Annotated in this window: 22 protein-coding genes; 17 read left to right on the forward strand and 5 right to left on the reverse strand. The window is 71.5% G+C overall.

Annotation, left to right across the window (positions count from 1 at the left end):
- The first annotated feature begins 225 nt into the window (after positions 1–225).
- On the forward strand, positions 226–3,609 hold the full coding sequence (locus tag ACQPW6_RS21670; RefSeq protein WP_433891324.1) for an ALF repeat-containing protein: 3,384 nt from the start codon (positions 226–228) through the stop codon (positions 3,607–3,609).
- A gap of 225 nt (positions 3,610–3,834) precedes the next feature.
- On the forward strand, positions 3,835–4,608 hold the full coding sequence (locus tag ACQPW6_RS21675) for a vWA domain-containing protein (protein WP_433891325.1): 774 nt from the start codon (positions 3,835–3,837) through the stop codon (positions 4,606–4,608).
- A 32-nt stretch (positions 4,609–4,640) separates the two neighbouring features.
- On the opposite strand, the gene ACQPW6_RS21680 is transcribed toward ACQPW6_RS21675, so the two are convergent.
- The 5 genes from ACQPW6_RS21680 to ACQPW6_RS21700 all read right to left on the reverse strand — a co-directional run bounded on the left by ACQPW6_RS21680 (position 4,641) and on the right by ACQPW6_RS21700 (position 7,661).
- Positions 4,641–5,435 carry a hypothetical protein gene (locus ACQPW6_RS21680; protein WP_433891326.1) on the reverse strand — a complete coding sequence of 265 codons (795 nt, stop codon included), beginning with the start codon at positions 5,433–5,435 and terminating at the stop codon, positions 4,641–4,643.
- 3 nt (positions 5,436–5,438) lie between these two features.
- Positions 5,439–5,726 (reverse strand): hypothetical protein, encoded by a 288-nt coding sequence (locus ACQPW6_RS21685; RefSeq protein ID WP_433891327.1) that lies wholly within the window; start codon positions 5,724–5,726, stop codon positions 5,439–5,441.
- A gap of 197 nt (positions 5,727–5,923) precedes the next feature.
- Positions 5,924–6,367, reverse strand: coding sequence for a type II toxin-antitoxin system VapC family toxin (locus ACQPW6_RS21690; RefSeq protein WP_433891328.1), 444 nt, complete (start codon positions 6,365–6,367; stop codon positions 5,924–5,926).
- Entirely contained in the window at positions 6,364–6,624 is a 261-nt protein-coding gene (locus ACQPW6_RS21695) for a CopG family transcriptional regulator (RefSeq protein WP_433891329.1), read from the reverse strand. The genes ACQPW6_RS21690 and ACQPW6_RS21695 overlap by 4 nt, the downstream gene beginning before the upstream one ends.
- Before the next feature lie 56 nt (positions 6,625–6,680).
- Positions 6,681–7,661 carry a LuxR C-terminal-related transcriptional regulator gene (locus ACQPW6_RS21700; RefSeq protein ID WP_433891330.1) on the reverse strand — a complete coding sequence of 327 codons (981 nt, stop codon included), beginning with the start codon at positions 7,659–7,661 and terminating at the stop codon, positions 6,681–6,683.
- Positions 7,662–8,056: 395 nt separating this feature from the next.
- Here ACQPW6_RS21700 and ACQPW6_RS21705 point away from each other — a divergent pair, with 395 nt between their 5' ends.
- The 15 genes from ACQPW6_RS21705 (at position 8,057) to ACQPW6_RS21775 (ending at position 21,128) form a co-directional block, all read left to right on the forward strand.
- The gene (locus ACQPW6_RS21705; protein ID WP_433891331.1) at positions 8,057–8,209 is read left to right on the forward strand and encodes a hypothetical protein; all 153 of its coding nucleotides are present in this window, start codon (positions 8,057–8,059) and stop codon (positions 8,207–8,209) included.
- Between the two features lie 54 nt (positions 8,210–8,263).
- Positions 8,264–8,548, forward strand: a complete 285-nt coding sequence (locus ACQPW6_RS21710) for a hypothetical protein (RefSeq protein WP_433891332.1) — start codon at positions 8,264–8,266, stop codon at positions 8,546–8,548.
- A gap of 103 nt (positions 8,549–8,651) precedes the next feature.
- Positions 8,652–9,881: an ATP-grasp domain-containing protein gene (locus ACQPW6_RS21715; protein WP_433891333.1), complete on the forward strand. Its 1,230-nt coding sequence runs from the start codon at positions 8,652–8,654 to the stop codon at positions 9,879–9,881.
- Positions 9,878–11,071, forward strand: coding sequence for an ATP-grasp domain-containing protein (locus tag ACQPW6_RS21720; RefSeq protein WP_433891334.1), 1,194 nt, complete (start codon positions 9,878–9,880; stop codon positions 11,069–11,071). Before ACQPW6_RS21715 ends, ACQPW6_RS21720 begins: the two co-directional genes overlap by 4 nt.
- A gap of 3 nt (positions 11,072–11,074) precedes the next feature.
- A complete protein-coding gene (gene speD, locus ACQPW6_RS21725) occupies positions 11,075–11,488 on the forward strand; it encodes an adenosylmethionine decarboxylase (protein ID WP_433891335.1) in 414 nt (137 codons plus the stop codon).
- A gap of 39 nt (positions 11,489–11,527) precedes the next feature.
- Positions 11,528–12,949 carry a coproporphyrinogen-III oxidase family protein gene (locus ACQPW6_RS21730; protein ID WP_433891336.1) on the forward strand — a complete coding sequence of 474 codons (1,422 nt, stop codon included), beginning with the start codon at positions 11,528–11,530 and terminating at the stop codon, positions 12,947–12,949.
- On the forward strand, positions 12,946–14,139 hold the full coding sequence (locus tag ACQPW6_RS21735; RefSeq protein ID WP_433891337.1) for an MFS transporter: 1,194 nt from the start codon (positions 12,946–12,948) through the stop codon (positions 14,137–14,139). The genes ACQPW6_RS21730 and ACQPW6_RS21735 overlap by 4 nt, the downstream gene beginning before the upstream one ends.
- 47 nt (positions 14,140–14,186) lie before the next feature.
- Positions 14,187–15,782 carry a tryptophan halogenase family protein gene (locus ACQPW6_RS21740; RefSeq protein WP_433891338.1) on the forward strand — a complete coding sequence of 532 codons (1,596 nt, stop codon included), beginning with the start codon at positions 14,187–14,189 and terminating at the stop codon, positions 15,780–15,782.
- A 3-nt stretch (positions 15,783–15,785) separates the two neighbouring features.
- Positions 15,786–16,283 (forward strand): flavin reductase family protein, encoded by a 498-nt coding sequence (locus ACQPW6_RS21745; RefSeq protein WP_433891339.1) that lies wholly within the window; start codon positions 15,786–15,788, stop codon positions 16,281–16,283.
- A gap of 121 nt (positions 16,284–16,404) precedes the next feature.
- Positions 16,405–17,436 (forward strand): S-methyl-5-thioribose-1-phosphate isomerase, encoded by a 1,032-nt coding sequence (gene mtnA / locus ACQPW6_RS21750; RefSeq protein WP_433891340.1) that lies wholly within the window; start codon positions 16,405–16,407, stop codon positions 17,434–17,436.
- Positions 17,433–18,077, forward strand: coding sequence for a methylthioribulose 1-phosphate dehydratase (gene mtnB / locus ACQPW6_RS21755; RefSeq protein ID WP_433891341.1), 645 nt, complete (start codon positions 17,433–17,435; stop codon positions 18,075–18,077). The genes mtnA and mtnB overlap by 4 nt, the downstream gene beginning before the upstream one ends.
- Before the next feature lie 18 nt (positions 18,078–18,095).
- Positions 18,096–18,722 carry a 1,2-dihydroxy-3-keto-5-methylthiopentene dioxygenase gene (locus tag ACQPW6_RS21760; protein ID WP_433891342.1) on the forward strand — a complete coding sequence of 209 codons (627 nt, stop codon included), beginning with the start codon at positions 18,096–18,098 and terminating at the stop codon, positions 18,720–18,722.
- Positions 18,722–19,429 (forward strand): acireductone synthase, encoded by a 708-nt coding sequence (gene mtnC, locus ACQPW6_RS21765; protein WP_433891343.1) that lies wholly within the window; start codon positions 18,722–18,724, stop codon positions 19,427–19,429. The genes ACQPW6_RS21760 and mtnC overlap by 1 nt, the downstream gene beginning before the upstream one ends.
- The gene (locus ACQPW6_RS21770; RefSeq protein WP_433891344.1) at positions 19,426–20,262 is read left to right on the forward strand and encodes an S-methyl-5'-thioadenosine phosphorylase; all 837 of its coding nucleotides are present in this window, start codon (positions 19,426–19,428) and stop codon (positions 20,260–20,262) included. The genes mtnC and ACQPW6_RS21770 overlap by 4 nt, the downstream gene beginning before the upstream one ends.
- Positions 20,263–20,366: 104 nt before the next feature.
- The gene (locus ACQPW6_RS21775) at positions 20,367–21,128 is read left to right on the forward strand and encodes a class I SAM-dependent methyltransferase (protein ID WP_433891345.1); all 762 of its coding nucleotides are present in this window, start codon (positions 20,367–20,369) and stop codon (positions 21,126–21,128) included.
- Positions 21,129–21,145: the final 17 nt, after the last annotated feature.

Here is a 21,145-nt window from a genome sequence, read left to right on the forward strand (position 1 = left end):
GGCGCAAAGGCCCGGGCAAACATTATTTCCGGGCAAGTCAGATGTCCTTTAGGGCCATGTATGAGGACACGGGTTCGCGGCATCGTCCGTGTCAATGAACTTGGAATTAACCATTCCAGTACGCGGAATTCTCCATTCCGCTGGGATTCGCAGCTTCTCCAGCGCCGACCAGTAGGGCCAGTAGGACCGGACTCCGTCCGGCGCCGCAACGATCCGGAGGAACACGTGAACAACCCCTATCTGAGCAGACGTCATCTGCTCGGTGCCTTCGCCGCCACCACGGCCGGTGTCCTGGCCTCCAGCCTGGTTCTCAACCCCACAGCCGCGTACGCCGACGATCCGCCGGCGGACCCGGACATCCTCGGGCTGCCCGACACGGACCGGGGGCAGGTCGTCAAGGCGTGGATGACGGGTGGGCCGGCCGTCAAGGCCGCGGCGGAGGCCGCCGTCACCGGCTCTGACTCCGATGTCCAGGCGTTCCTGGCCGGCGGCCTCGCCACGGCCGCGGCGGCCGACAACCGTGCCGCGGTCATCACGGTCATGGCCAAGGCCGCACCGCGCATGAGCAGCGCGGCGGCCACCGCACTCGACGGCGATGACGACGCCGTCCTCGCCTTCCTCCAGGGCGGTTTCCAGGCCGCCTACAACACGGACCTGTCCATCACCACGGCGAATCTGATCGCGGCGGGCGGCAAGCGGGTGGCCGCCGCCGGCAGCGCCGCTCTGGACGCCGGCACCCAGGACGCCCTGGAGGCATTCGTCGGGAACGGGCAGTTCACGGCGGCCCTCCTGGACATGCAGATCCAGACCGCCAATCTCTCGGTGGGGGCGGGGCCCGAGGTCCGGACGTACGCCTCCCGGGCACTGGACGGCACCGCCACGGACATCGAGTGGTTCCTGGACACCGGGCAGTTCATCGCCCGGGCCCGTGACCAGGAGGCGGTGGAGATCGGCGAACTGGTCGCGGTGGTCCAGCGGGAGGCGGAGCGGGCGGCCAACCAGACGCAACAGGCCGAGGACGCCTCCGCCCGCGCGGTGCAGGCCGCGGACAAGGCAAAGGCCGCCGCCGCGACCGCCGCCGCGGAGGCCGCCGCCGCCGCGAACGACGTCACCAAGGCCGGCAACGCCGCCCGGAAGGCCGCACAGGCGGCCAGCGGCGCCGCCGACGCGGCACGGGTGGCCATCAGTGCCTCGGCCGCCGCCATCGACGCCTCGCGCCGTGCCTCCCGCGCCGCCATGTCCGCCAGCCACGCCGCCTCCGTGGCCGGCTCGGCCGCGGCCAACGCGTACAACTGCGCGGTCGCCGCGTCCAAGGACGCGTCGAAGGCCGCGGCGGCCAAGGCCGCCGCCACGGCGTGCCGCACCGCGGCGGCCGGCGCCCGTACCACCGCGTCCGCCGCCGAGAAGGCGGCCGGCATCGCCGACAGGGCGGCTGCCGCCGGCAAGTCCGCGGCGACCGCCGCCAACCAGGCGGCCTCCGCCGCGAGCGCCAGCGCCCAGGCGGCCAGCTCCGCCTCCGGTGTCGCCCAGGCCGAGGCCGCCGAGGCCGCCCGGCAGGCACAGATCGCCAGCAGCAACGCCGCCATCGCCACCGACGCCGCCGCCAAGGCCCAGTCCTTCGCCAACCAGGCGGCATCGGCGGCACGCGCCGCCCGGGACGCCGCGAACGACGCGGCAGACCATGCCGACGCCGCCGCCGACGCCGCCGACTGGGCCGCGCAGTACGCCGGCAAGGCCATCGACTACGCGAACAAGTCCACGGCGTTCGCCAACGCGGCCACCACCGCCGCCAACAACGCGCTGGCCGCGGTCACCCAGGCCGCGGCGGTCGAGGCGGCGGCACGCCAGGCCGAGTGGGACAGGCTCGCGCAGGACCAGACCCAGGCCATGAAGGACTGCCGGCAGATCGCCCTGCTGGACACGGTGCAGGGAGCGGTGCTCAGGGTCCAGCGGACCCAGGACCAGCGGACCGCCGCGGCGACCCTCGACCTCATCTCCCAGGCCGAGGCGGCGCTGGCCGCCGACAACCTTGACCAGGCCACCGCGGTCGGACGCAAGGCGGCGGTCGCCGTCATGAACTCCGGCGCCGCCTGGTCGCGTGAGGCGGCCCGCTTCGCGCTGGCCGGCGCCGACACCGACGTCCACACCTGGATCGGCGCCGACCGCGCCCTCGCCAAGGACCAGGACGACCGCGAGACCGTCCTCGCCATCGCCCAGGCCGGCAGCGCCGACGTCTGCAACGCCGTGGTCACGGTCCTCGGCAGCGACCAGGCGGGCGCGGCGGCCACGTTCCTGGACACGGGCATCAAGGACGCCACCCGGACGGGCAACCAGATCGGCATCGCCCGCATCCTCGCCGCGGGGCCCGGCCGGCTGGTGAAGCAGGCCGCGAACGACGCGCTGGACGCCAACACCGCCCAGGCCGCCTTCGACTTCTTCCAGACGGCCCTCCCGGCGGCCCAGATGCAGGACGACGCCGTGGCCACCGCGAACCTGCTCGGCTCGGCGGGCCCGTACACCAAGGCATACGCCCAGGCCGCCATGGAGGGGCCGGCCTGGATGCGCCGGCACTTCCTGAGCACGGTGCAGTACACCAGCGCCCAGCTCGACTACGACTCGGCCACGCACATCGCCGCCATGCAGGGCGCCATCTTCGCCGCCACGAAGCTCGCCCACACGGCCCTGCAGAACGCCTGCCTCGCCCAGGAGGCCGCGGCGAACGCCCGGAAAGCCGCCGCCGACGCCCAGAAGTACAAGGACCAGGCGGCGAAGTCCGCCGGCGACGCGGCCGCGGCCGCCGTGCAGGCGAACACCCTGGCCGATGCCGCCGAGCAGTCCGCCCAGGACGCCCAGGCGTCGGCCAACCAGGCGGCGAGCGCCGCCACGTCCGCCCGCACGGCGTCCCGCATGGCCAACTACTCCGCCAACAACGCCGCCGCCTCCGCGCGCAGCGCCGTCTCCTCCGCCACCTCGGCGCAGGCGTCGGCCGTCTCCGCGCGCGCCTCGGCCGTCCAGGCCGGCAAGGACGCCGCGGCGGCGGCGCAGGCGGCGAGCGACGCGCACAAGAGTGCCCGGGAGAAGCGCCAGAAGGAGATAGAGGCGGCGGCCCTGCAGCGGGCCGTGGACGCCACCAACCAGAAGAACCCGATCGACACCCCGGACAACGACAACCGCGACGACGACGACATCCCGAAGTGGCAGGAGGACGCCAGGAAACTGGCGGAAGCCTGCGAGGCGAACAGCGCCACGGCCAGCAGCATGGCCGGGATCATCGCCCTGGAGGGGGTCTTCTTCGCCGAGGTCCCGGAGGCCGCCGCCGTCTTCGAGACCGTCGCCGGCGCCGCGTCTCTCGTCTCGATCGGGCTCGACGTCACCGCTGTCGTGGCCGCCTACTTCGGCTGGGGCCCGGACAGCCCGGAATTCCGCAAGGTGGTCGGCAGCTCCACCTTCGCCATGATCACCTTCGGCGCCGGCAAGTACCTGAAGACGCTGGACGAGGCACTGGACCTCCCCGGCCTGAACAGCGCGAAATCCGTCATCAAGATCGCCGACGGCACGATCGAACTCGGTTCCGGCATCGTCCGCGGCATAGGCAGCTGGTTCAGCTAACTCCCCCCGCCCGGCCACGCCCTCCCCGTCCAGGAGCGGGCCCCCTCAAACGCGAGGGGGCCCGCTCCGCCGTCCCCCGGGGACCGCCGGGCGGCCCGGTCAGGTGATCTTCATGCCGCGGCCCGCGCACAGTCGCCGGCTGCGGTGCCGTCGCCGTTCGCCGTTCGCCGGGAGAATCTTGCGAAAGCGGACGCGCGCGGCTCGGCCCGAGGACAATCGCGGTGCATGACCATCGACTACCGCAAGCCGTCGCGGATCGACTACCGCAAGAGACCCCGGGGCACCGCCTCCGCCATCAGCCTGGAGAAGGTCGCCGATCACGCTCCCGGACTGGTCAGTCTGTACAAGACCGCCGCGGTCTCGCTGGTCAAGAACCAGGTCGGCGGGGAGCGGGCCGCCGTCTATCTCGTGCTGGACCGCTCCGGCAGCATGCGCCGGTACTACCGCGACGGCTCCGTGCAGCACCTGGCCGAGCAGACGCTCGCGCTGGCCGCCAACCTCGATGACGACGGGGTGGTGCCCGTCGTCTTCTTCTCCACCGACATCGACGGGACCGCCGAGATCAGCCTCGACGCGTACCGCGACCGGATCAGCCCGCTGCATGACTCCATGGGCCACATGGGACGTACCAACTACCACCTCGCCATGCAGGCCGTCATCGACCACTACGAGAAGTGCGGCGCCGAGGACCCGGCCTTCGTCGTCTTCCAGACCGACGGTTCCCCCACCTCCAAGGCCGCGGCCGAGCATGTCCTGTGCACGGCCGCCCGGCAGCCGATCTTCTGGCAGTTCGTCGGGTTCGGCGACGACGAGTTCCGCTTCCTGCACCGACTCGACGATCTCCCGGTGCCGGCCCGCCGGGTGGTCGACAACGCGGGGTTCTTCGCCGCCGGGGGCTCGCCCACGTCCATCTCCGACGCGGACCTCTACGACCGGCTGCTTCAGGAGTTCCCGCAGTGGCTGGCCGCTGCCCGCGCCGCCGGCATCGTCAAGAACTGAAAGCCGCGGTCGGGGTCGACGCCCGCCCGGGTCTACGGGGCGGTGCCGCGGCAGGACTCGACGGTGCCGACGTAGTCGAGCTTCTTTCTGAGGACGTAGCCCGTGGCGCTTCCGGAGAGGGGCTGGTCGACGGTGCCGTAGTAGCGGTCGTAGACGGGCGCGGGGTAACTCGCCACCTCCTGGCGGAAGAAGAGGGTTCCCGACGACACGTCGCCGATGTGCTCGCCCTCGGCGTTCCACACCTGGGCCTTGTTCGTCAGCCGGTACTCGTCCCGCGACGGGCAGGGGCGCGCCGAGGACGGCCGGGGCGCTGGGGTCGTGGAGGCCGCCGGGGCCGCGGGGGCCGCGGGCGAAGCGGGCTGGGCGGACGGGGCGGATTTGGCGGGCGGCCGCGTGGCGTGAACCGTCGGCAGGGGTCCGGGCGGGAGGCCCGGCTCCCACGGTGACGCGTCCGGCGGACGGCCCGGGCCGGGGCCCGGCGCAGGACTCGTCCGATGGCTCGAAGCGGGGCCCGGCGTGGTCGGCGAGGCCGACGGCGGCCCGGGGAGCGCGGACGAGTCGGGCCGGGCGGACGCCGCGGGGCCGTCGTCGCCATGGAACAGGACGACGGCCAGCGCCACCAACGCGGCCAGCGCGGTGACCGCGGCCACCGCGGCCACCGCCACCAGGACGGTGGTGCCCTTCGACTTGGCCGACGGCTGGTGCTTGGGCTGGGACTGGAGGTCGTTGTGCTGGTCGGCCTCGTTCCCGAACACCGCGGTCTTGATCTTCTTGGCGTGAACCGTGTAGTGGGAGCCGCCACCCCCGCCGGAGCTCTTTTCCGTCACGGGTCAGTGGAAGTGGTTGTTCTGGCGGGCGTTGTCGCCCAGTACGACGCCCCTGATCTCGTGCGCGACGATCGTCGCGGGGCGCCCGGCCCGGCCCCTGCGGCAGGGCCCGTCGCCGGACGCGGCCGCCTCGTCCGGTCCGCCGGCCGGCTGCTCGGCGGCGCCCCGCCCCCGGCCCACCCCTGCGGTGACCCTGCGCCACGCGTCCCGCGCGACCCGCTGCACCGTCTCGGAGAATCCGGCCGTCGCCCCCGCCGCCAGAGCCGCGGCCACCAGTTCCACCTCGGACATCGTTCCCCCTCCACCCCGCGCCACCGACCGACGCGGCCCCATCACGCCAGTATCGTCAAGCCCACCCCCACCTCAGCCCCCACGCCCCCCGCCCCACCCCCTGACCACGGCAAACGCCCACCGCGTTCCCCCGCACGAGTGACGCCCGACGAGCAGCCGCCGACCGGCGGCCGGACCGCGGTCACGCACTCATGCGGTCACAGGGGCAAGTCGTCGGGGAGAAGCCGGAAGCACTTGTGCCGTCCCAACGGGCGCACCGCGCGGAAGTCGCGCCGATCGAGGGTGAGAACCGCGTCCGTGTCGTAGTCGGATGCGAGAGCGACGTTCACCGCGTCGGCGAGGTCGAGGTCGAGCGATGCATATCGGGCCCGCAGGGACTGTGCCGTCTCCAGGTGGGACTCGGTGATCTCCGGGACGACGATCCGGCTCACCCGCATCCACCGCCGGATGTCGTCGATGGCGCTGGAAGCGGCCTGCCGTCCCAGCTCGCGGGTGGCGACATGGTCGATCTCTGCAAGCAGCAACGGGGACATCACGAGGAGGCCGGCGGCCATCAGAGCCTCGTTGGCTCCTTGGTGCTCCGGGTGCGCCGAGTCGAGAGCGGCCAGCAGGCCGGAGGTGTCGGCGACGACGACGATCATGCGGCGGTCCCGGATTCTCCCTCACGCAGGACGGCGTCGGCCACCGCATCGCGCACGTCCTCCTTGGAAGGAGTGCGTCCGGGCCCTTCAAAGGTGCGCGAGAACAGAGGCTCGTCCCAGACGCGGCTGGCCATGGCGGCGAGGTGGATGCCCTGGCGGATGATCTCAGCTTCGCTGATGCCGCGACGAGCCGCCGCTTCCTTGATGATCGCGAGATCCTCAGGATCCGCGTAGACGTTCGTGCGCTTCATGGACATGTACCAAGAGTAGTACACATGCCTCGGGTGCGACGGCGGCGGCAGCGCGGCCGGGGTCAGAGCCAGCCGGAGCGGGTGGCCAGCACTCCGGCCTCGAAGCGGCTTCTCGCGCCGAGGCGGCTCATCAGGTCGGAGGCCGCGCGGCGCACCGTGCGCAGGGAGACGCCGAACTTGCGGGCGATCGCCTCGTCGGTGTGGCCGGTCGCCAGCAGCCGCAGCAGTTCCTGGTCGCGGGCGGACAGGCCGTTCTCGTTCGGCGGCGGCACCTCGTTCCATGGCGTCGCCACCGACCAGAACTGCTCGAAGAGCGTGCGCATCGCGGTCACCGCGCCGGGGCTGCGGAGTTCCAGGGCGCCGCGCCGGCCGTCGTCCGGGTCGAGCGGTACGAGCGCCGCCTCGGAGTCGACGATCACCATCAGCATCGGCAGGCTCGGCACGGTCCGGGTCCGGCCGCCGAGACCGCCAAGCCAGCGCACGTACTTCAGCGTCTCGGGGTCGTTGCGGAAGCTGTCCTGGTACAGCGTCCGCAGATCCACCCCCCGCTCCAGCGCCTGCTGGTCCAGCGGTTTGCTGGCCTCCATCGTGTCGGGCATCTGGGCGCCGCCCGGAAAGAACGACAGGCACTCCACCCGCGCCGACTCGGCGAGATCGCTCAGCCGTTTCCGCACGGCGTCCAGCCCGACCAGCTGGTGGACCACCTCGGGGGCGTATTCGGCGTCCGCGCGGTACTGGGACGCCAGCGCCGCCACCGCGCTGCGGGTGGCCTCGATCTGGCGCTGCCGGGCGTTGAGTTCGACCTCGCTGCGGGCCAGCAGCGCGGTGAGTCCCACGTCGGGGCTGACCGGGCGCAGCCGGTTGCTGCCGTCGCCCGCGGGGAGCAGCAGGTGCAGGTCCGCCAGCCGGTCCAGCGCGTCGTGCACTTCGGACGGCTGGACGCGCAGCTCCGCGGCGAGTTCGTCCGGTCCCATGGCCGGATTCTCGAGCACCAGGCGGTAGATCGCCTCCACGTGCGGTTCCAGGCCCAGTGGCTCCAGCATCAAGCGCTCCCCCTCACGCGTCCGCGTGGCCATGACTCTTGTACAGGATGGTGGAGCGGCACCGGTATCGGACCCAGGTGACGGGAACACGCCATTAGCGGAAGTGGTCATTCTGCTGTCGGGGAACGCACACGCCTTACCGGAGAACTCCCGCGCCCTGGCACGAGGGTGCCAGTCCGCTTCAGGACACGGGCCTGAACGGTGCTGGTGAGCGGCGTGATCAGAACGCCGGCCAGGCTGTCACCCTTCTGCCAGGCACTTTGGTGTAACGCGTAAAGCAGTGACACCGGTGAGTGGCCCATCGAGACTCCATGACATCGCAGAAAAGCCGCCGACTGCAAAACGAATCAGCGGCCAACGGCAATCAATCCGCTCTTCGTCAAGGAGTGTCAGCCATGCGCGATTCGTGGATCATCCGTTCCCTTGCCACCACCCTTCTCCTCGGCCTTCTCACCGCCGGCGTCGGTACCGCGACCGCGATCGCGGCGCCGGCGCACGGAACCTCCGCGGTGGCGGACGGTGGCGACGACGGCTTCGGGTGGGGCTGAACCAGACCTGGCCAGCATCCGCACGGGGGCGCTCCGATAGGAGAGACCGTGTACATGGTCGCAGTCTCACTGGCCGTGCCGGCCGCCCGGACACACGCCGTCGCCCCGGACGTCCTGACAGACATCTACTGGTCACTGGCGGTGCCCTCCGACGGGCTGAGCCACGTACGGGTCGGGCGGGCCGGCGACAGCCGGATCGCGCTGGTGCTCTTCATGCAGGCGGCCGGTCCCCAGCAGGCCAGTGCCGCGGCAATCGAACTGTCCCGGCGGGTGACCCGTACCGCTCCCTACTGTGCCCAATGGCACGTGTATTCGGCTTCCACGATCGACCGGCAATGAGAATCCCGAAGTCAGCCAGCGCACTGGAGGCAGCATGAACAGCCGGACCGCCGCGGCAGGGAAATCGAGTGGTGTCGTACTCGTCGACCCGATTCGCAGCGGTGTGCAATTCAAGACAGCCGTCCGTGCCCGGGGCCTTGACGTGATCAGCGTCTACACCATCGCCAATCCGAATCCGGACGATCTCTCCTACGGCACGGGTGACGATCTCTCCCTGCATGAATACGACGGCGCCATCGAGTCCATCGCCGCCGCCGTCACCGGCCGCTTCCGACCGCGCGCCGTGATCGCCTGCACCGAGCCCGCGGTCCCCACCGCCGACCGGCTCGCGGCGCTGCTCGGCCTGGCCGGCAACCCGGTCGAGACGACGGCTGCCCGCCGCGACAAGTGGCACATGCGCCTGCTGGCCGCCGAACGCGGCGTGCCGACGCCCACGTTCCACCTGGTCGGCTCGCCCGCGGAGATACCCGCCGCGGTCGCCCGCACCGGCTACCCCTGCATCATCAAGCCGACCACCGGCGCCGCCTCGCACGGCGTCACGCTGCTGACCTCGCCGGCGGACAGCCTGGACGCGCTGCCGGAGCGGGACGTCTTCGGCGGGCCGGTCGCACAGCGGCTGGTCGAGGAGTACGTGCACGGGCCGGAATACGCGGTCAACACCTTCACCCGCGACGGCCAGCACACCGTGATCGACGTGTGGCGCAAGCACCAGCCCGACGACCGGCCCTACGACCAGCCGTACTGGAACGCCTGCCAGGTGCCCGCCGACGACGCCGTCACTCCCTCGCTGCGCCGCTTCGCCCACCAGGTGCTCGACGCCTTCGACATCCGGCACGGCCCCTGCCACATCGAGCTGAAGACCGAGAACGGCCGGCCGCGGCTGATCGAGATCGGCGCCCGGCTGCCCGGCGCGCACATCCCCGAACTCTGGCTCTCCGAGGGCGGATTCGACGCCTTCGGTGCCTGCGTCGATCTGCTGCTGCGCCGGCAGGTGCCCCATCCGGTGCTTCGCCTGGCCGGTCTCGGCGGCGTGGGCGACGACGTGCTCGGCCAGTGCTTCATCGGGCACGCCGGCCCCGAGGCCGTGCTCCACGGCATCGACGGGCTCGACGAGGTCGCCCGGCTGCCCGAAGTGGTGGCGGTGCACCGCAACGCGCTGGTCGGCCGGCCGCTGCGTACCACCAGCGACCTGGAATCGGTGGCGCTGACCGTCGCGCTGCGGGCGAGCGGCCCCGAGCACTTCCTGCGGCTGTGCGACCTCGTGCGCGCGACCGTCGTCCTGCGCACCGAGGAGCGGATTCCCGCCGCCGTGCCCGGAGGTGGCGCGCGATGACCACCGTGCTGCTCGACCGGGTGCCGCGGGCCGGCACCCCCGTGGACCGCTGGCTCGCCGGCCTCGACGACGACGTGGTGCTGCTGACCAGCGAGGAGGCGGCGCCCGGCTACCGCCCGCACCTGCCTGACGTCCGCGCCTTCCCCGACTACGACGACAACCCCGCGGTCGTGGCCGAGCTGCGCGCCCTGTGCGCCCGCGGCGGTGTGCGGCGGATCGTGCACCTCACGGAGGGGGACCTGCTGCGCGCCGCCCGGGTGCGGGACGAGTTCGGCATCCCCGGCCCCTCGTACCGCGACCTGCTGCCGTACCGCGACAAGATCCTGATGAAGCGGCGGGTGCGGCAGGCGGGCCTGGCGGTGCCGGACTTCGCCGCGATCGGCCATGACCCGGACGCCGCAAGGGAGTTCGCCCTCGCGCACGGCCACCACGTGGTGATCAAGCCACGGGACGGCGCGGCCTCCCGCGGTGTCACCGTCTGCCGTACCGAGGACGAGGTCGACGCCGCGCTCGCCGGTACGTCGGACGGCCGCTGGATGATCGAGAGCCACGTCCCCGGCGGCATGCTGCACATCGACGGCTTCTGCCACGAGGGCGTACTGCTGAGCTGCGCCGTCTCCGAGTACGTGCACGGATGCCTGGCCTTCCAGGAGAGCCGGCCGCTGGCCAGCGCCCAACTCGACCCGGAGGGCGATCTCCACCTGCGCGCCCAGGCGTTCGCGGCCCGGGTGGTCGCCGCCCTGCCGCCGCTGGACCGGTCGCCCTTCCACCTGGAGCTGTTCACCCGCGAGGGCGGCGGCCTGGTCTTCTGCGAGATCGCCGCCCGGCTCGGCGGCGGTCACATCGTCGACGTGCTCGCGCTGTCCTCGGGCGTGAACCCGGCCGCGACCACGGTCCGCGCCCAGGCCGGGCTGCCCGCCGAGATCCCCGTCATCCGACCGGAGACGCGCTACGGCTTCGTGCTCGTGCCGCCGCGGGCCGGCACGGTCACCGCGGTGGACAGCCCGCGGCCGCACGACTGGCTCGACCTCTTCAGGGTCGCGACACCCACCCCACGCACCTTCACCGGCGCGGGTGCCAGCACCGACACCGTCTGCTCCTTCGTCTGTCACGACCAGACCAACCTGATGCTGCGCAAGCGGCTCGACGAATGCATCGGGATGTCAGCGACACTCACACACTGGGAATGAAGAATGACCGATTTCCAATACGCCGGCACGCACCTCGTGTGCGACGCCTATGACATCGACCCGGCCGTCATCACCCACAACGACCGCATCGTCAGCGAGATCTCCTCCGGCATCCGAAGCTCCGGCGCGACGCTCTGCGGCATCCAGATCAAGGAGTTCGACCCCGCCGGGCTGACCGCGGTGTTCCTGCTCGCCGAGTCGCACGTCTCGGTGCACACCTACCCCGAGCACCGCGCCCTGTTCGCGGACGTGTTCACCTGCGGCAGCACCGTGGACCCGAGACGGATCCTGGAGGCGCTGCTCGAGTCGCTCGGCGACTGCTCGTACACCGCCAGCGTCATCGACCGCGGGATCAGCCTGGACAGCGCGCACTCCGCGGAGACCTTCGTCAAGGGCGACAAAGTCCTCGTCGGCTGACCGACATCCACTTCCCGCACGTGTTCCAGGAGGGACGCCATGCCGAAACTCAACACGGGTTCACAGAGCCTGATCAAGTTCGACTCCCAGTTCCCGGTCTACAACTGGATGCACCCGGTGCGCGGTGAGGAGCTGGGCGCCGTCACCTTCGACGAGGTGGCGCCGGAGCTCGACCCGACGGGGGTGCGCGAGCGCGCGCTGTACTTCCACATCCCGTTCTGCGACACCATCTGCACCTTCTGCACCCTCAACCGCGGTCTCGGCAGCGAGGGCGACGAGGCGCTGGAGCAGTACACCAAGGCGCTGGTACGGGAGATCCAGCTCAAGTCCGAGGACCCGTGGGTCGCCGGCGCCCCGGCCCGCACCATCTTCTTCGGCGGCGGCACCCCGAGCGTGCTCTCCGCCGACCAGCTGGAGCGGATCTGCCAGGCCATCCGGCAGTACCTCGACCTCAGTGACCTCAAGGAGTGGATCTTCGAGATGGAGGTCAAGTCCGTCACCGAGGAGAAGTGCGCGGTGCTCGCCGAGTACGGCGTGAACCGCTCCCGGTACGGCATCCAGACCTTCGACCCGCAGTACCGCGAGCTGTTCAACATCACCGCCACACCCGACCAGGTGCACAAGGCCATCGACATCGCCGGCCGGCACTTCGAGTCCCGCAGCATCGACATGATCTACGGGATGCACGGCCAGTCGTTCGCGTCGCTGTCCCGCGACATCCAGGGCGCCATCGACGCCGGCACCGAGGCCATCGACTTCTACCCGATCACCAACATCGCCGCCCAGGGCTCGCTGCACAGCGGCTACGCCAAGCGCGGCCTGCAGCCCACCCCGTACATCGACAAGATGGCGATGACCGCCTACCTCGACCGCTACCTCCAGGGCGCCGGCTTCCGCCGCCACAACGGCCACGGCTACCTGCGCGGCGACGACCCGGCCGCCCCCGCCCCGTACGACCGCAGTTACCGCAACTACTACAACTCGGTGGCCATCTTCGGCCACCACGACTGCGACGTGGTCGGCTTCGGCTCCAGCGCGATCTCGCAGAACGGCCGGCACGTCCTCCAGAACGACCCGAACCGCACCTCGTACATCCGGTCGATCATGGACGACGGCGAGCTGACCGTGCGGCACACCGTCAGCGACCGCGAACCGTACGACCGCGGCCTGGTGATGAACCTGCCGTACATGGGGTACGTGGACAAGTCCCGCATCCCGTGGGACAAGGTGCCGGCCGGCACCCTGGAGCGGCTGGAGACGCTCAAGGCCGAGGGGATGGTCACCGAGACGAGCGACCAGTGGCTCACCACCGAGCTCGGCTGGCTGTGGTACGTGAACCTGATGTACTTCCTGAGCTCTCCAGAAGACCAGCAGACCCTCGACGACATGGTCGGCGCCCGCAGCCGCAACAAGGCCCTCAGCGACGGCGACCGCAGGATGATCGACCTGGTGCTGACGTGATCGACACGGTGGCCCCCGACGAGATCAGGGTGGGCCGGGCGCAGCAGGCCCAGACCATCCTCGTCACCGGCAAGTTCCTGACCTCGCTGGCGTACTTCGCCACCCTGCCCTATCTGACCATCTACCTGTCCGACCACGCCGGGCTCTCCAAGCCCGCGGCCGGCGCGATCGCCGGGCTGGTCGCGCTGATCTCGGCGCTCGGCGGCTCCGTCGCCGGCGGCTGGATCGACCGGTGGGGCGCGGTCCCGTTCATGACCGCGGCGATGATCGCGTACGCGGGTGTGTACGCCGGACTCGCCTTCCTGCGCACCACCGGCGCCGTGGTGGCGCTGCTGGCGCTGATGGGCGTGGTCAGGATGGTGCTGGAACCGGCCACGAAGAAGCTGATGTCGGCGACGGCGGGCGGCGCCGCCGCGAACATCTTCCGCATCCGCTACATGGTCGTGTCCGCCGGAGCCATCGGCGGACCGCTGATCGGCGCTCTGCTCTACCACCTGGGGCCGAAGCCGTTCTTCCTCATCCCCGGCTGCGCGCTGGTGGCCTACCTGGTGCTGATCGTCGCCCGCAGGTCGGTGCTCACCGGGCACGAGGAGCCGGACACCGACCAGGGGCCGCGTTCCTTCCGCAGCGCGCTCCGCGACCGCAGACTCCTGCTGATCACGGCGACCGGCCTGGTGTTCTTCACCGTCTTCGGCCAGTTCGACTCGATGCTGCCGCTGCTGCTGCACGACGTCGAGGGCGGCCGGGCGGTCGGGATCTACTCGGCCGCGCTGATCGCCGACGCGGTGCTCGCCATCGGGCTGCAGAAGCCGATCGTGGTGTTCGCCGACCGGGTGCCGCGGCGCACGCTGGTCACCTGGGGCGCCGCCTGCATCGCGGCCTCGTTCCCGCTCTTCGCCGCGTCGGGCACCAGCCTGCTGCTGCTCGCGGCGGGCGTGCTGCTCTTCGCGCTCGGCGAGTCCGTGCTGATGCCGATGCCGGACATCTACCTGCACGAGACGGCGCCGGCGGCGGCCCGGGGCGCGTACTTCGGCTTCGGTGAACTGCGGTACCTCGGCTTCTTCGTCGGTCCGGTGCTCGGCGGCTGGGTGCTGAGCGCCGGCCACCTCGCCTTCGGAGTCGTCTTCGCCCTCGCCGCGCTCGGCAGCCTCGCCCTCTTCCGGACCTCCGAGGCCCGCATCACCGACTGAACTTGATCTCCCGCTTCCGTCACCCCCTGTGCACTGAAGGGAAAATCATGGACGACCGCATCAGGAAACTCGTCATACTCGGCGGCGGCACCGCCGGCTGGATGACCGCCTCCTATCTCGGCAAGGCCCTGCACGACTCCGTCGACATCACCGTCCTGGAAGCACCGTCGGTACCGAGGATCGGCGTCGGCGAGGCCACCATCCCCAACCTCCAGACGGCCTTCTTCGACTTCCTGGGCATCGAGGAGTCGGAGTGGATGAGGGAGTGCAACGCCAGCTTCAAGCTCGGTATCAAGTTCATCAACTGGCGTACCGCCGGCGAGAGTGCGCCGCTGCCGCGGGCCACCGCGGACGGCGGCGTGGACGCCTTCCACCACATCTTCGGGCAGCTGCCCACCCACGACGGCGTGCCGCTGTCGCACTACTGGCTGCGGAAGCGGAACCAGGACCCGAACACGGCCGACTTCGACCGCAGTTGCTACAAGGAGCCGCCGCTGTTCGACCACAACCTGGCGCCGCGCACTCTCGACGGCACCCGGGCCACCAACTACGCCTGGCACTTCGACGCCCATCTCGTCGCCGACTTCCTGCGCCGCTTCGCCACCGAGAAGCAGGGCGTCACGCACATCGAGGACGAACTCGTGGAGGTCGTGCAGGACGAACGCGGCTTCGTCACCGCGCTGAAGACCAAGGGCGGCCGCACCCTGGACGGCGACCTGTTCGTGGACTGCTCGGGCTTCCGTTCGCTGCTGGTCAACAAGACGATGGGCGAGCCGTTCATCGACTCCGGCGACCACCTGCTGTGCGACCGGGCCATCGCGAGTTCGGTACCGCACGACGACGAGAACGACGGCGGCGTCGAGCCCTACACCTCCTCGATCGCCATGGACGCCGGCTGGACCTGGAAGATCCCCATGCTGGGGCGGTTCGGCTCCGGCTACGTCTACTCCAGCGACTTCACCTCCGACGACCAGGCCACCGAGGACTTCTGCCGGCTGTGGGGCCTGGACCCCTCGACGGCCAAGCTCAACCACGTCCGGTTCCGGATCGGCCGCAACCGGCGGGCCTGGGTGAAGAACGTCGTCGGCGTCGGCCTCGCGTCCTGCTTCGTCGAGCCGCTGGAGTCCACCGGCATCTACTTCATCTACGCCGCGGTCTACCAGCTGGCCAAGCACTTCCCCGACAAGCGCTTCGACCCGGTGCTCGCCGACCGCTTCAACCGCGAGATCGAGACGATGTTCGAGGACACCCGGGACTTCATCCAGGCCCACTACTACTTCTCGCCGCGCGACGACACCGAGTTCTGGCGGGCCAACAAGGAGCTGGTGCTCGGCACGGAGTTCGAGGAGAAGATCACGACCTATCTCGCCGGGCTGCCGGTCAACATGCCGCACGCCGACTCCGACTCCTACTACCAGAACTTCGAGGTCGAGTTCGGCAACTTCTGGACCAACAGCAACTACTACTGCGTGCTCGCCGGCCTCGGCACGGTGCCCGAACGCCCCATGCCCGCACTGGAGTTGCGAACCGACTCGCTGCGCACGGCGGAGAGCAGGTTCGCCGACATCGCCCGGCAGCAGCAGGAACTGCTGCGGAAGCTGCCGACCAACCACGAGTTCCTGCTCAAGCTGCACCAGGGCTGAGCCATGGACATCACGAGCCTGATGGCGGGTTTTCCCACCGGCGTCGCCGTGATCACCACGTTCGCCCGCGACGGCACTCCGTGGGGTATGACCTGCTCCTCGCTGTGCAGCGTGACGCTGGAGCCGCCGACGCTGCTGGTGTGCCTCAGGCGGGGCAGCCCCACGCTCCGGTCGGTGCTGGAACACCGGGCGTTCAGCGTCAACCTGCTCGCCGAACAGGCCCGGTCCACCGCGGAGTTGTTCTCCTCGGGAGAGCCGCGCCGCTTCGACCGGGTGCCGTGGGTGGGCAGCGCCGAGCAGGACGCGGGCCCCCATCTCGTGGACTGCGCGCACAGTTTCGCCGACTGCGAGCTGATCGCTGACCGTGAGGTCGGCACCCACCAGGTGCTCTTCGGCCGGGTACTGGACGTGCGGCGGCTCCGCGAACCGCGGCCGCTGCTGTACGGGTTGCGCACCTACGCCGGGTGGCCCGGCCGCGACCGGGCGTCGGCGGGCGTGTGACCGGTCTTCGTGACCGCCGTTCGTGACCCGGCTTTCTTGACGGGGCTTTCCTGACCCGCCGTTCGTGACCGGCCCTTCGTGCCGCGCCCTTCCTGACCGACCTCACAGCGAGGAGGAGACCATGGAACGCACCATCGACTGGGACGAGGGTGCCGTCGTCACCATCGACCAGCGGGCACTGCCCGGCGCCTGCCGCACCCTGCGGCTGACCGGGGTCGGCGAGCTGGTCGACGCCATCACCTCGCTCGCCGTGCGCGGCGCGCCCGCGCTCGGCGCCGCCGGGGCGCTCGGTGTCGCGCTCTCGGCGCACCGCCACACCGGTCCCGGCGGGCTGGACCGCGCCGCCGTACGCGAGGACGCCGCGCGGATCGCCGCCGCCCGGCCCACGGCGGTGAACCTGGCCGGCGGCGTCGAGCGGGCGCTCGGCGCGCTCCCGGGCGGCGCGGCGGCCGTGCTCGCCGAGGCGCGGCGGCTCCTCGACGAGGACGAGCGGATCAACCGGTCCGCCAGCCGGCGCGCCGCCGACCTGGCGCGCCTGCTCGGCCCGGGCCGGCCGCTGCGGATCCACACCCACTGCAACACCGGGCGGCTGGCCACCGTGGCGTGGGGCACGGCACTCGGCACGATCAGGGAGCTGGCCGCGGCCGGCGACCTCGCCGAGGTCATCGCCGACGAGACCAGGCCGCTGCTGCAGGGCGCCCGGCTCACCGCCTGGGAGCTTGCCGAGGACGGCATACCGTTCCGCGTCTGCGCCGACTCCGCCGGGCCCTGGGCCATCGCCTCCGGGCTGGTGGACGCCGTCGTGGTGGGCGCGGACCGGATCGCCGCCAACGGCGACACCGCCAACAAGATCGGTACGTACGCGCTGGCCGTCGCCGCCCACCGGTCCGGCGTCCCGTTCCTGGTCGTCGCCCCCGAGTCGACCATCGACCCGGCGACGGCGACGGGGGCGGACATCGAGATCGAGGAGCGGGACGGCGCCGAAGTCACCTGCTACGCGGGGCATGCGGTCGCCCCGCCCGGCACCCGCGCGTACAACCCCGCCTTCGACGTGACCCCCGCGGAGCTGATCACCGCCGTGGTCACCGAGCGCCGCGTCCTGGTCGGCGGCGTCGAGCGGCCGGCCCACGAACCCACCGGGAGCCCGTCATGACCACTGCCGTACGCGAACCCGTCACCCGATCCGTCGGCGCCGAACTGGCCCACTACAGCGCCGCGTTGTACGCGCGCGGCTGGATGGAGGGCACCTCGGGCAACGTGTCGGTGCGTACCACCGCCGGCCCCGTGCTGATCACCGCCAGCGGCCGCAGCAAGGGCGAGCTCACCCCCGGCGACGTGGTGAGCGTCGCCCCGGACACCGGTGAGGCGATCAACGCCGACGACCTCAGGCCGTCCGCCGAGACCGCCATCCACCTCGCCCTCTACCGCGCCGACCCCGGATGCCGCGCGGTCATCCACGCCCATCTCCCGTACGCCACGGCGCTGTCCGTCCGGGCCGCCGAACGAGGCGAGGAGGGCGTCCACTTCGCCGACTACGAACTGCTCAAGGGGCTCGGCCTCCAGGACCCGTCCGCGACCACCGTCCCGGTCTTCGCCAACCACCGTGACGTGGGCGCCATCGGCCGGGACATCGCCGCCCACTTCGGCCGCCCCGGGGCCGGCCGGCCGCCGCTGCTGCTCATCGCCCGGCACGGCGCCACCGCCTGGGGCCCCGACCTCGCCACCGCCCGCAACCGGCTGGAGTGCCTGGAGGCGCTCAGCCAACTCCTCGTACTCGACCGGCAGTTCAGCTGAGCGACATCGGAGCATGACATGGCAACCCTGCACATCTTCCCGGAGAACGACCCGGGCACCGCCGAACGCGTCACCGACCTGGGGCAGATCGCCGAGGCGCTGGCCGGCCACGGCGTCCGCTACGAGACCCATCCGGCGGCCGACGCGGCCGACGCGGCCGACGCGGCCGACGCGGCCGACGCCGCCGACGCGGCCGACGCCGCCGACGTCGCCGGCGACGTCCTGGAAGCGCACCGTCCGTTCGTCGACAGGCTGTGCGAGGAGGGCGGTTACCGCTTCGTCGACGTCGCCCGGCTGCACCCCGACCCCGGCGACCCCGACTGGGCCGGGAAGGCCGCCGCCGCCCGGCGGAAGTTCCTCACCGAGCACCGGCACGAGGAGGACGAGGTCCGCTTCTTCACCGCCGGCCACGGCTGCTTCTACCTGCGTCTTGGCGGCAGGGTGTACGCGGTCGTCTGCGAGCGCGGCGACCTGCTGTCGGTGCCCGCGGGCGTACGGCACTGGTTCGACATGGGCTCCGTGCCGGACTTCTGCGCCATCCGGTTCTTCCGCGAAGAGGACGGCTGGGTAGGGGACTTCACCGGCGACCCGCTGGCTGAGCGCATCCCCGCCCTGGACGAGCTGCTCGACTCTGCGGCCGTCTGATGGTCCGCGCCGTCGTCCTCGACATCGAGGGCACCGTCAGCTCCGCCCGCTATGCCGAACGCACCCTCTTCCCGTACGCCCACCGCCGCATCCCCGGCCGGATCCGCCGCGGCGGCCCGGAGATCGCCGCGATAGCCGGCGAGACCCGGCTGGCCGCCGGCCTCGCCACCGCTGACCGCGACGAGATCACCGCCGCGTTGCAGCACTGGAGCAGCGCGGACGAGAAGGTCGCTCCGCTCAAGACCCTGCAAGGACTGATCTGGGAAGAGGGCTTCGCGGCGGGCGAGTTGGCGGCGCACGTGTACGAGGACGTCCCGCCGGCACTCGCCGCCTGGCGCCGGCAGGGACTCGGGCTGCACATCTACTCGTCGGGCTCGGTCGCGGCCCAGCGGGCCTGGTTCGGCCACACCGCCTACGGTGACCTGCTGCCGTACTTCGGAGGGCACTTCGACCTCCGCAACGCGGGCGCCAAGGACGAGCCCGACTCGTATCTGGCCATCGCCCGCGCTCTGGGCGAGAGCCCCGGTGATCTGCTCTTCCTCTCCGACGCGCAGCGCGAACTCGACGCAGCCCGGGCGGCCGGCTGGCACACCGTCGGCGTCCGCCGCCCCGACGACGAGGCGGCGCCGCCCGGCGGCCACCTCGTCGTCCCCGGCCTGAACCCGCTCACCCCGCTCCCGTCCGGCTTCCCGGAAGGAATGTCATGACGAACACCATCAGCGCCGCCACCGCCGGGCCGCGTGCCGACATCGGCGTCATCGGCGGCACCGGCCTGTACAGCCTGCTGCCCGACACGGTGGACGTGCGGGTCGACACCCCTTACGGGCCGCCCTCGGCCCCGATAGCCGTCGCCGAGATCGACGGGCGCGGCGTCGCCTTCCTGCCGCGGCACGGCACCGGACACGCGCACCCGCCGCACCGCATCAACTACCGCGCCAACCTGTGGGCGTTGCGCTCGCTCGGAGTACGCCAGGTCCTCGCGCCGTGCGCCGTCGGCTCGCTGCGGGCCGAGCTGGGTCCCGGCAGCCTCGTCGTACCCGACCAGGTCGTGGACCGGACCAGCGGCCGGGAGCAGACCTACTTCGACGACGGCGCCGTGCACGTCTCGCTCGCCGACCCGTACTGCCCGGCCGGCCGAACCGCCGTGCTCAAGCAGGCCGGTGAACTCGGCCTCGAACTCACCGACGGCGGCACCACCGTGGTGATCCAGGGCCCGCGCTTCTCCACCCGCGCCGAGTCCCGGTGGTACGCCCGGCAGGGCTGGTCGCTGGTGAACATGACCGGCCTCCCGGAGGCGGCGCTCGCCCGCGAACTCGCGCTCTGCTACACCTCCATCGCCCTCGTCACGGATGTGGACGCGGGGGTGGACGCCGAGTCGGCGGTCAGCCAGGAGGACGTCTTCGAGATCTTCGGCCGGAACATCGACCGGCTGCGCACGCTTCTCGCCGCCGTCGTCCCCGCTCTGCCGGCCGAGGCCGAACGCGACTGCGTCTGCGCCCGGGCGCACGACGGCCTCCAACTGCCCTTCCCGCTGCCCTGACGCCGGGCCCGCCGTCCCGACGCCGGGCCCCGCCGCTTCTCCCACCGGGTTCCGCCGTCCTGGCGCCGACGCCCGCCGATGCCGCACCACGGAGGTGGTCCCTGATGCTGTACGACGACCCGGAACTCTACGACGAGATCCTGCCCGTCTCCGCCGAACACGTCACGTACTACGAGCGCCTGGCCGCCCGCCATCCCGGCGGCGTCCTCGAACTCGCCTGCGGGTCAGGCCAGTTACTCGTTCCGCTCGCGCACACCGTGCCCGAGGTGTACGGACTCGACAGCTCGCCCGGCATGCTGGCGGCTGCCGAGGCGCGGGCCCGCACCGAAGGAGTCACGGTCACCCTCGCCGAGGGTGACATGCGCGACTTCGACCTCGGTCGGCGGTTCTCGCTGATCTTCATCGCCAGGCACTCGCTGCTGCACCTGCTCACCGAGGACGACTACCGCCGGTTCTTCCGCTCGGTCGCCCGGCACCTGCGGCCCGGCGGGGTGCTGGCCTTCGACATCTTCAACCCGGACCCGGCGGAGCTGGTCCGCGGCGCGGGCGAGCGGACCCCGTTCACCTGCGTCGACTCCCCGGTGTTCGGCGACCTGATCGTCGAGGCGACGGACGAGTACGACCCCGTCACCCAGGTGGACCGCGCCACCTGGTACGTGTCCACCCCCGACCGCGCCGACGCCTGGGTCCTGCCGGTGGACCTCCGGATGATCCTCCCGGCAGAACTGACCCACCTCCTGACCGCCAACGGCTTCCACCTCCTGCGCCGCGACGGCAACCTGACAGGCACCCCCTGGACCCCGACCAGCCCCCGCCAGTCCTGCATATGCACCCCGACCCCGCCGAACGCGTACAGACAGCCATGAGCGCCGACGCGATCGGG

The organism is Streptomyces sp. CA-111067, from assembly GCF_050956065.1.
In the GTDB taxonomy this organism is placed as follows: Bacteria; Actinomycetota; Actinomycetes; order Streptomycetales; family Streptomycetaceae; genus Actinacidiphila.

Bases quoted from the DNA above. Each gene is read 5' to 3' on its own strand.
- ACQPW6_RS21760 (WP_433891342.1), top strand. From the start codon at position 18,096: ATGGCAACCCTGCACATCTTCCCGGAGAACGACCCGGGCACCGCCGAA.
- speD (WP_433891335.1), top strand. From the start codon at position 11,075: ATGACCGATTTCCAATACGCCGGCACGCACCTCGTGTGCGACGCCTAT.
- ACQPW6_RS21690 (WP_433891328.1), bottom strand. From the start codon at position 6,367: ATGATCGTCGTCGTCGCCGACACCTCCGGCCTGCTGGCCGCTCTCGAC.
- ACQPW6_RS21740 (WP_433891338.1), top strand. From the start codon at position 14,187: ATGGACGACCGCATCAGGAAACTCGTCATACTCGGCGGCGGCACCGCC.
- ACQPW6_RS21745 (WP_433891339.1), top strand. From the start codon at position 15,786: ATGGACATCACGAGCCTGATGGCGGGTTTTCCCACCGGCGTCGCCGTG.
- ACQPW6_RS21700 (WP_433891330.1), bottom strand. From the start codon at position 7,661: ATGCTGGAGCCACTGGGCCTGGAACCGCACGTGGAGGCGATCTACCGC.
- ACQPW6_RS21730 (WP_433891336.1), top strand. From the start codon at position 11,528: ATGCCGAAACTCAACACGGGTTCACAGAGCCTGATCAAGTTCGACTCC.
- ACQPW6_RS21705 (WP_433891331.1), top strand. From the start codon at position 8,057: ATGCGCGATTCGTGGATCATCCGTTCCCTTGCCACCACCCTTCTCCTC.
- mtnC (WP_433891343.1), top strand. From the start codon at position 18,722: ATGGTCCGCGCCGTCGTCCTCGACATCGAGGGCACCGTCAGCTCCGCC.
- mtnA (WP_433891340.1), top strand. From the start codon at position 16,405: ATGGAACGCACCATCGACTGGGACGAGGGTGCCGTCGTCACCATCGAC.
- ACQPW6_RS21710 (WP_433891332.1), top strand. From the start codon at position 8,264: ATGGTCGCAGTCTCACTGGCCGTGCCGGCCGCCCGGACACACGCCGTC.
- ACQPW6_RS21720 (WP_433891334.1), top strand. From the start codon at position 9,878: ATGACCACCGTGCTGCTCGACCGGGTGCCGCGGGCCGGCACCCCCGTG.
- ACQPW6_RS21770 (WP_433891344.1), top strand. From the start codon at position 19,426: ATGACGAACACCATCAGCGCCGCCACCGCCGGGCCGCGTGCCGACATC.
- ACQPW6_RS21685 (WP_433891327.1), bottom strand. From the start codon at position 5,726: ATGTCCGAGGTGGAACTGGTGGCCGCGGCTCTGGCGGCGGGGGCGACG.
- ACQPW6_RS21775 (WP_433891345.1), top strand. From the start codon at position 20,367: ATGCTGTACGACGACCCGGAACTCTACGACGAGATCCTGCCCGTCTCC.
- ACQPW6_RS21695 (WP_433891329.1), bottom strand. From the start codon at position 6,624: ATGTCCATGAAGCGCACGAACGTCTACGCGGATCCTGAGGATCTCGCG.
- mtnB (WP_433891341.1), top strand. From the start codon at position 17,433: ATGACCACTGCCGTACGCGAACCCGTCACCCGATCCGTCGGCGCCGAA.
- ACQPW6_RS21675 (WP_433891325.1), top strand. From the start codon at position 3,835: ATGACCATCGACTACCGCAAGCCGTCGCGGATCGACTACCGCAAGAGA.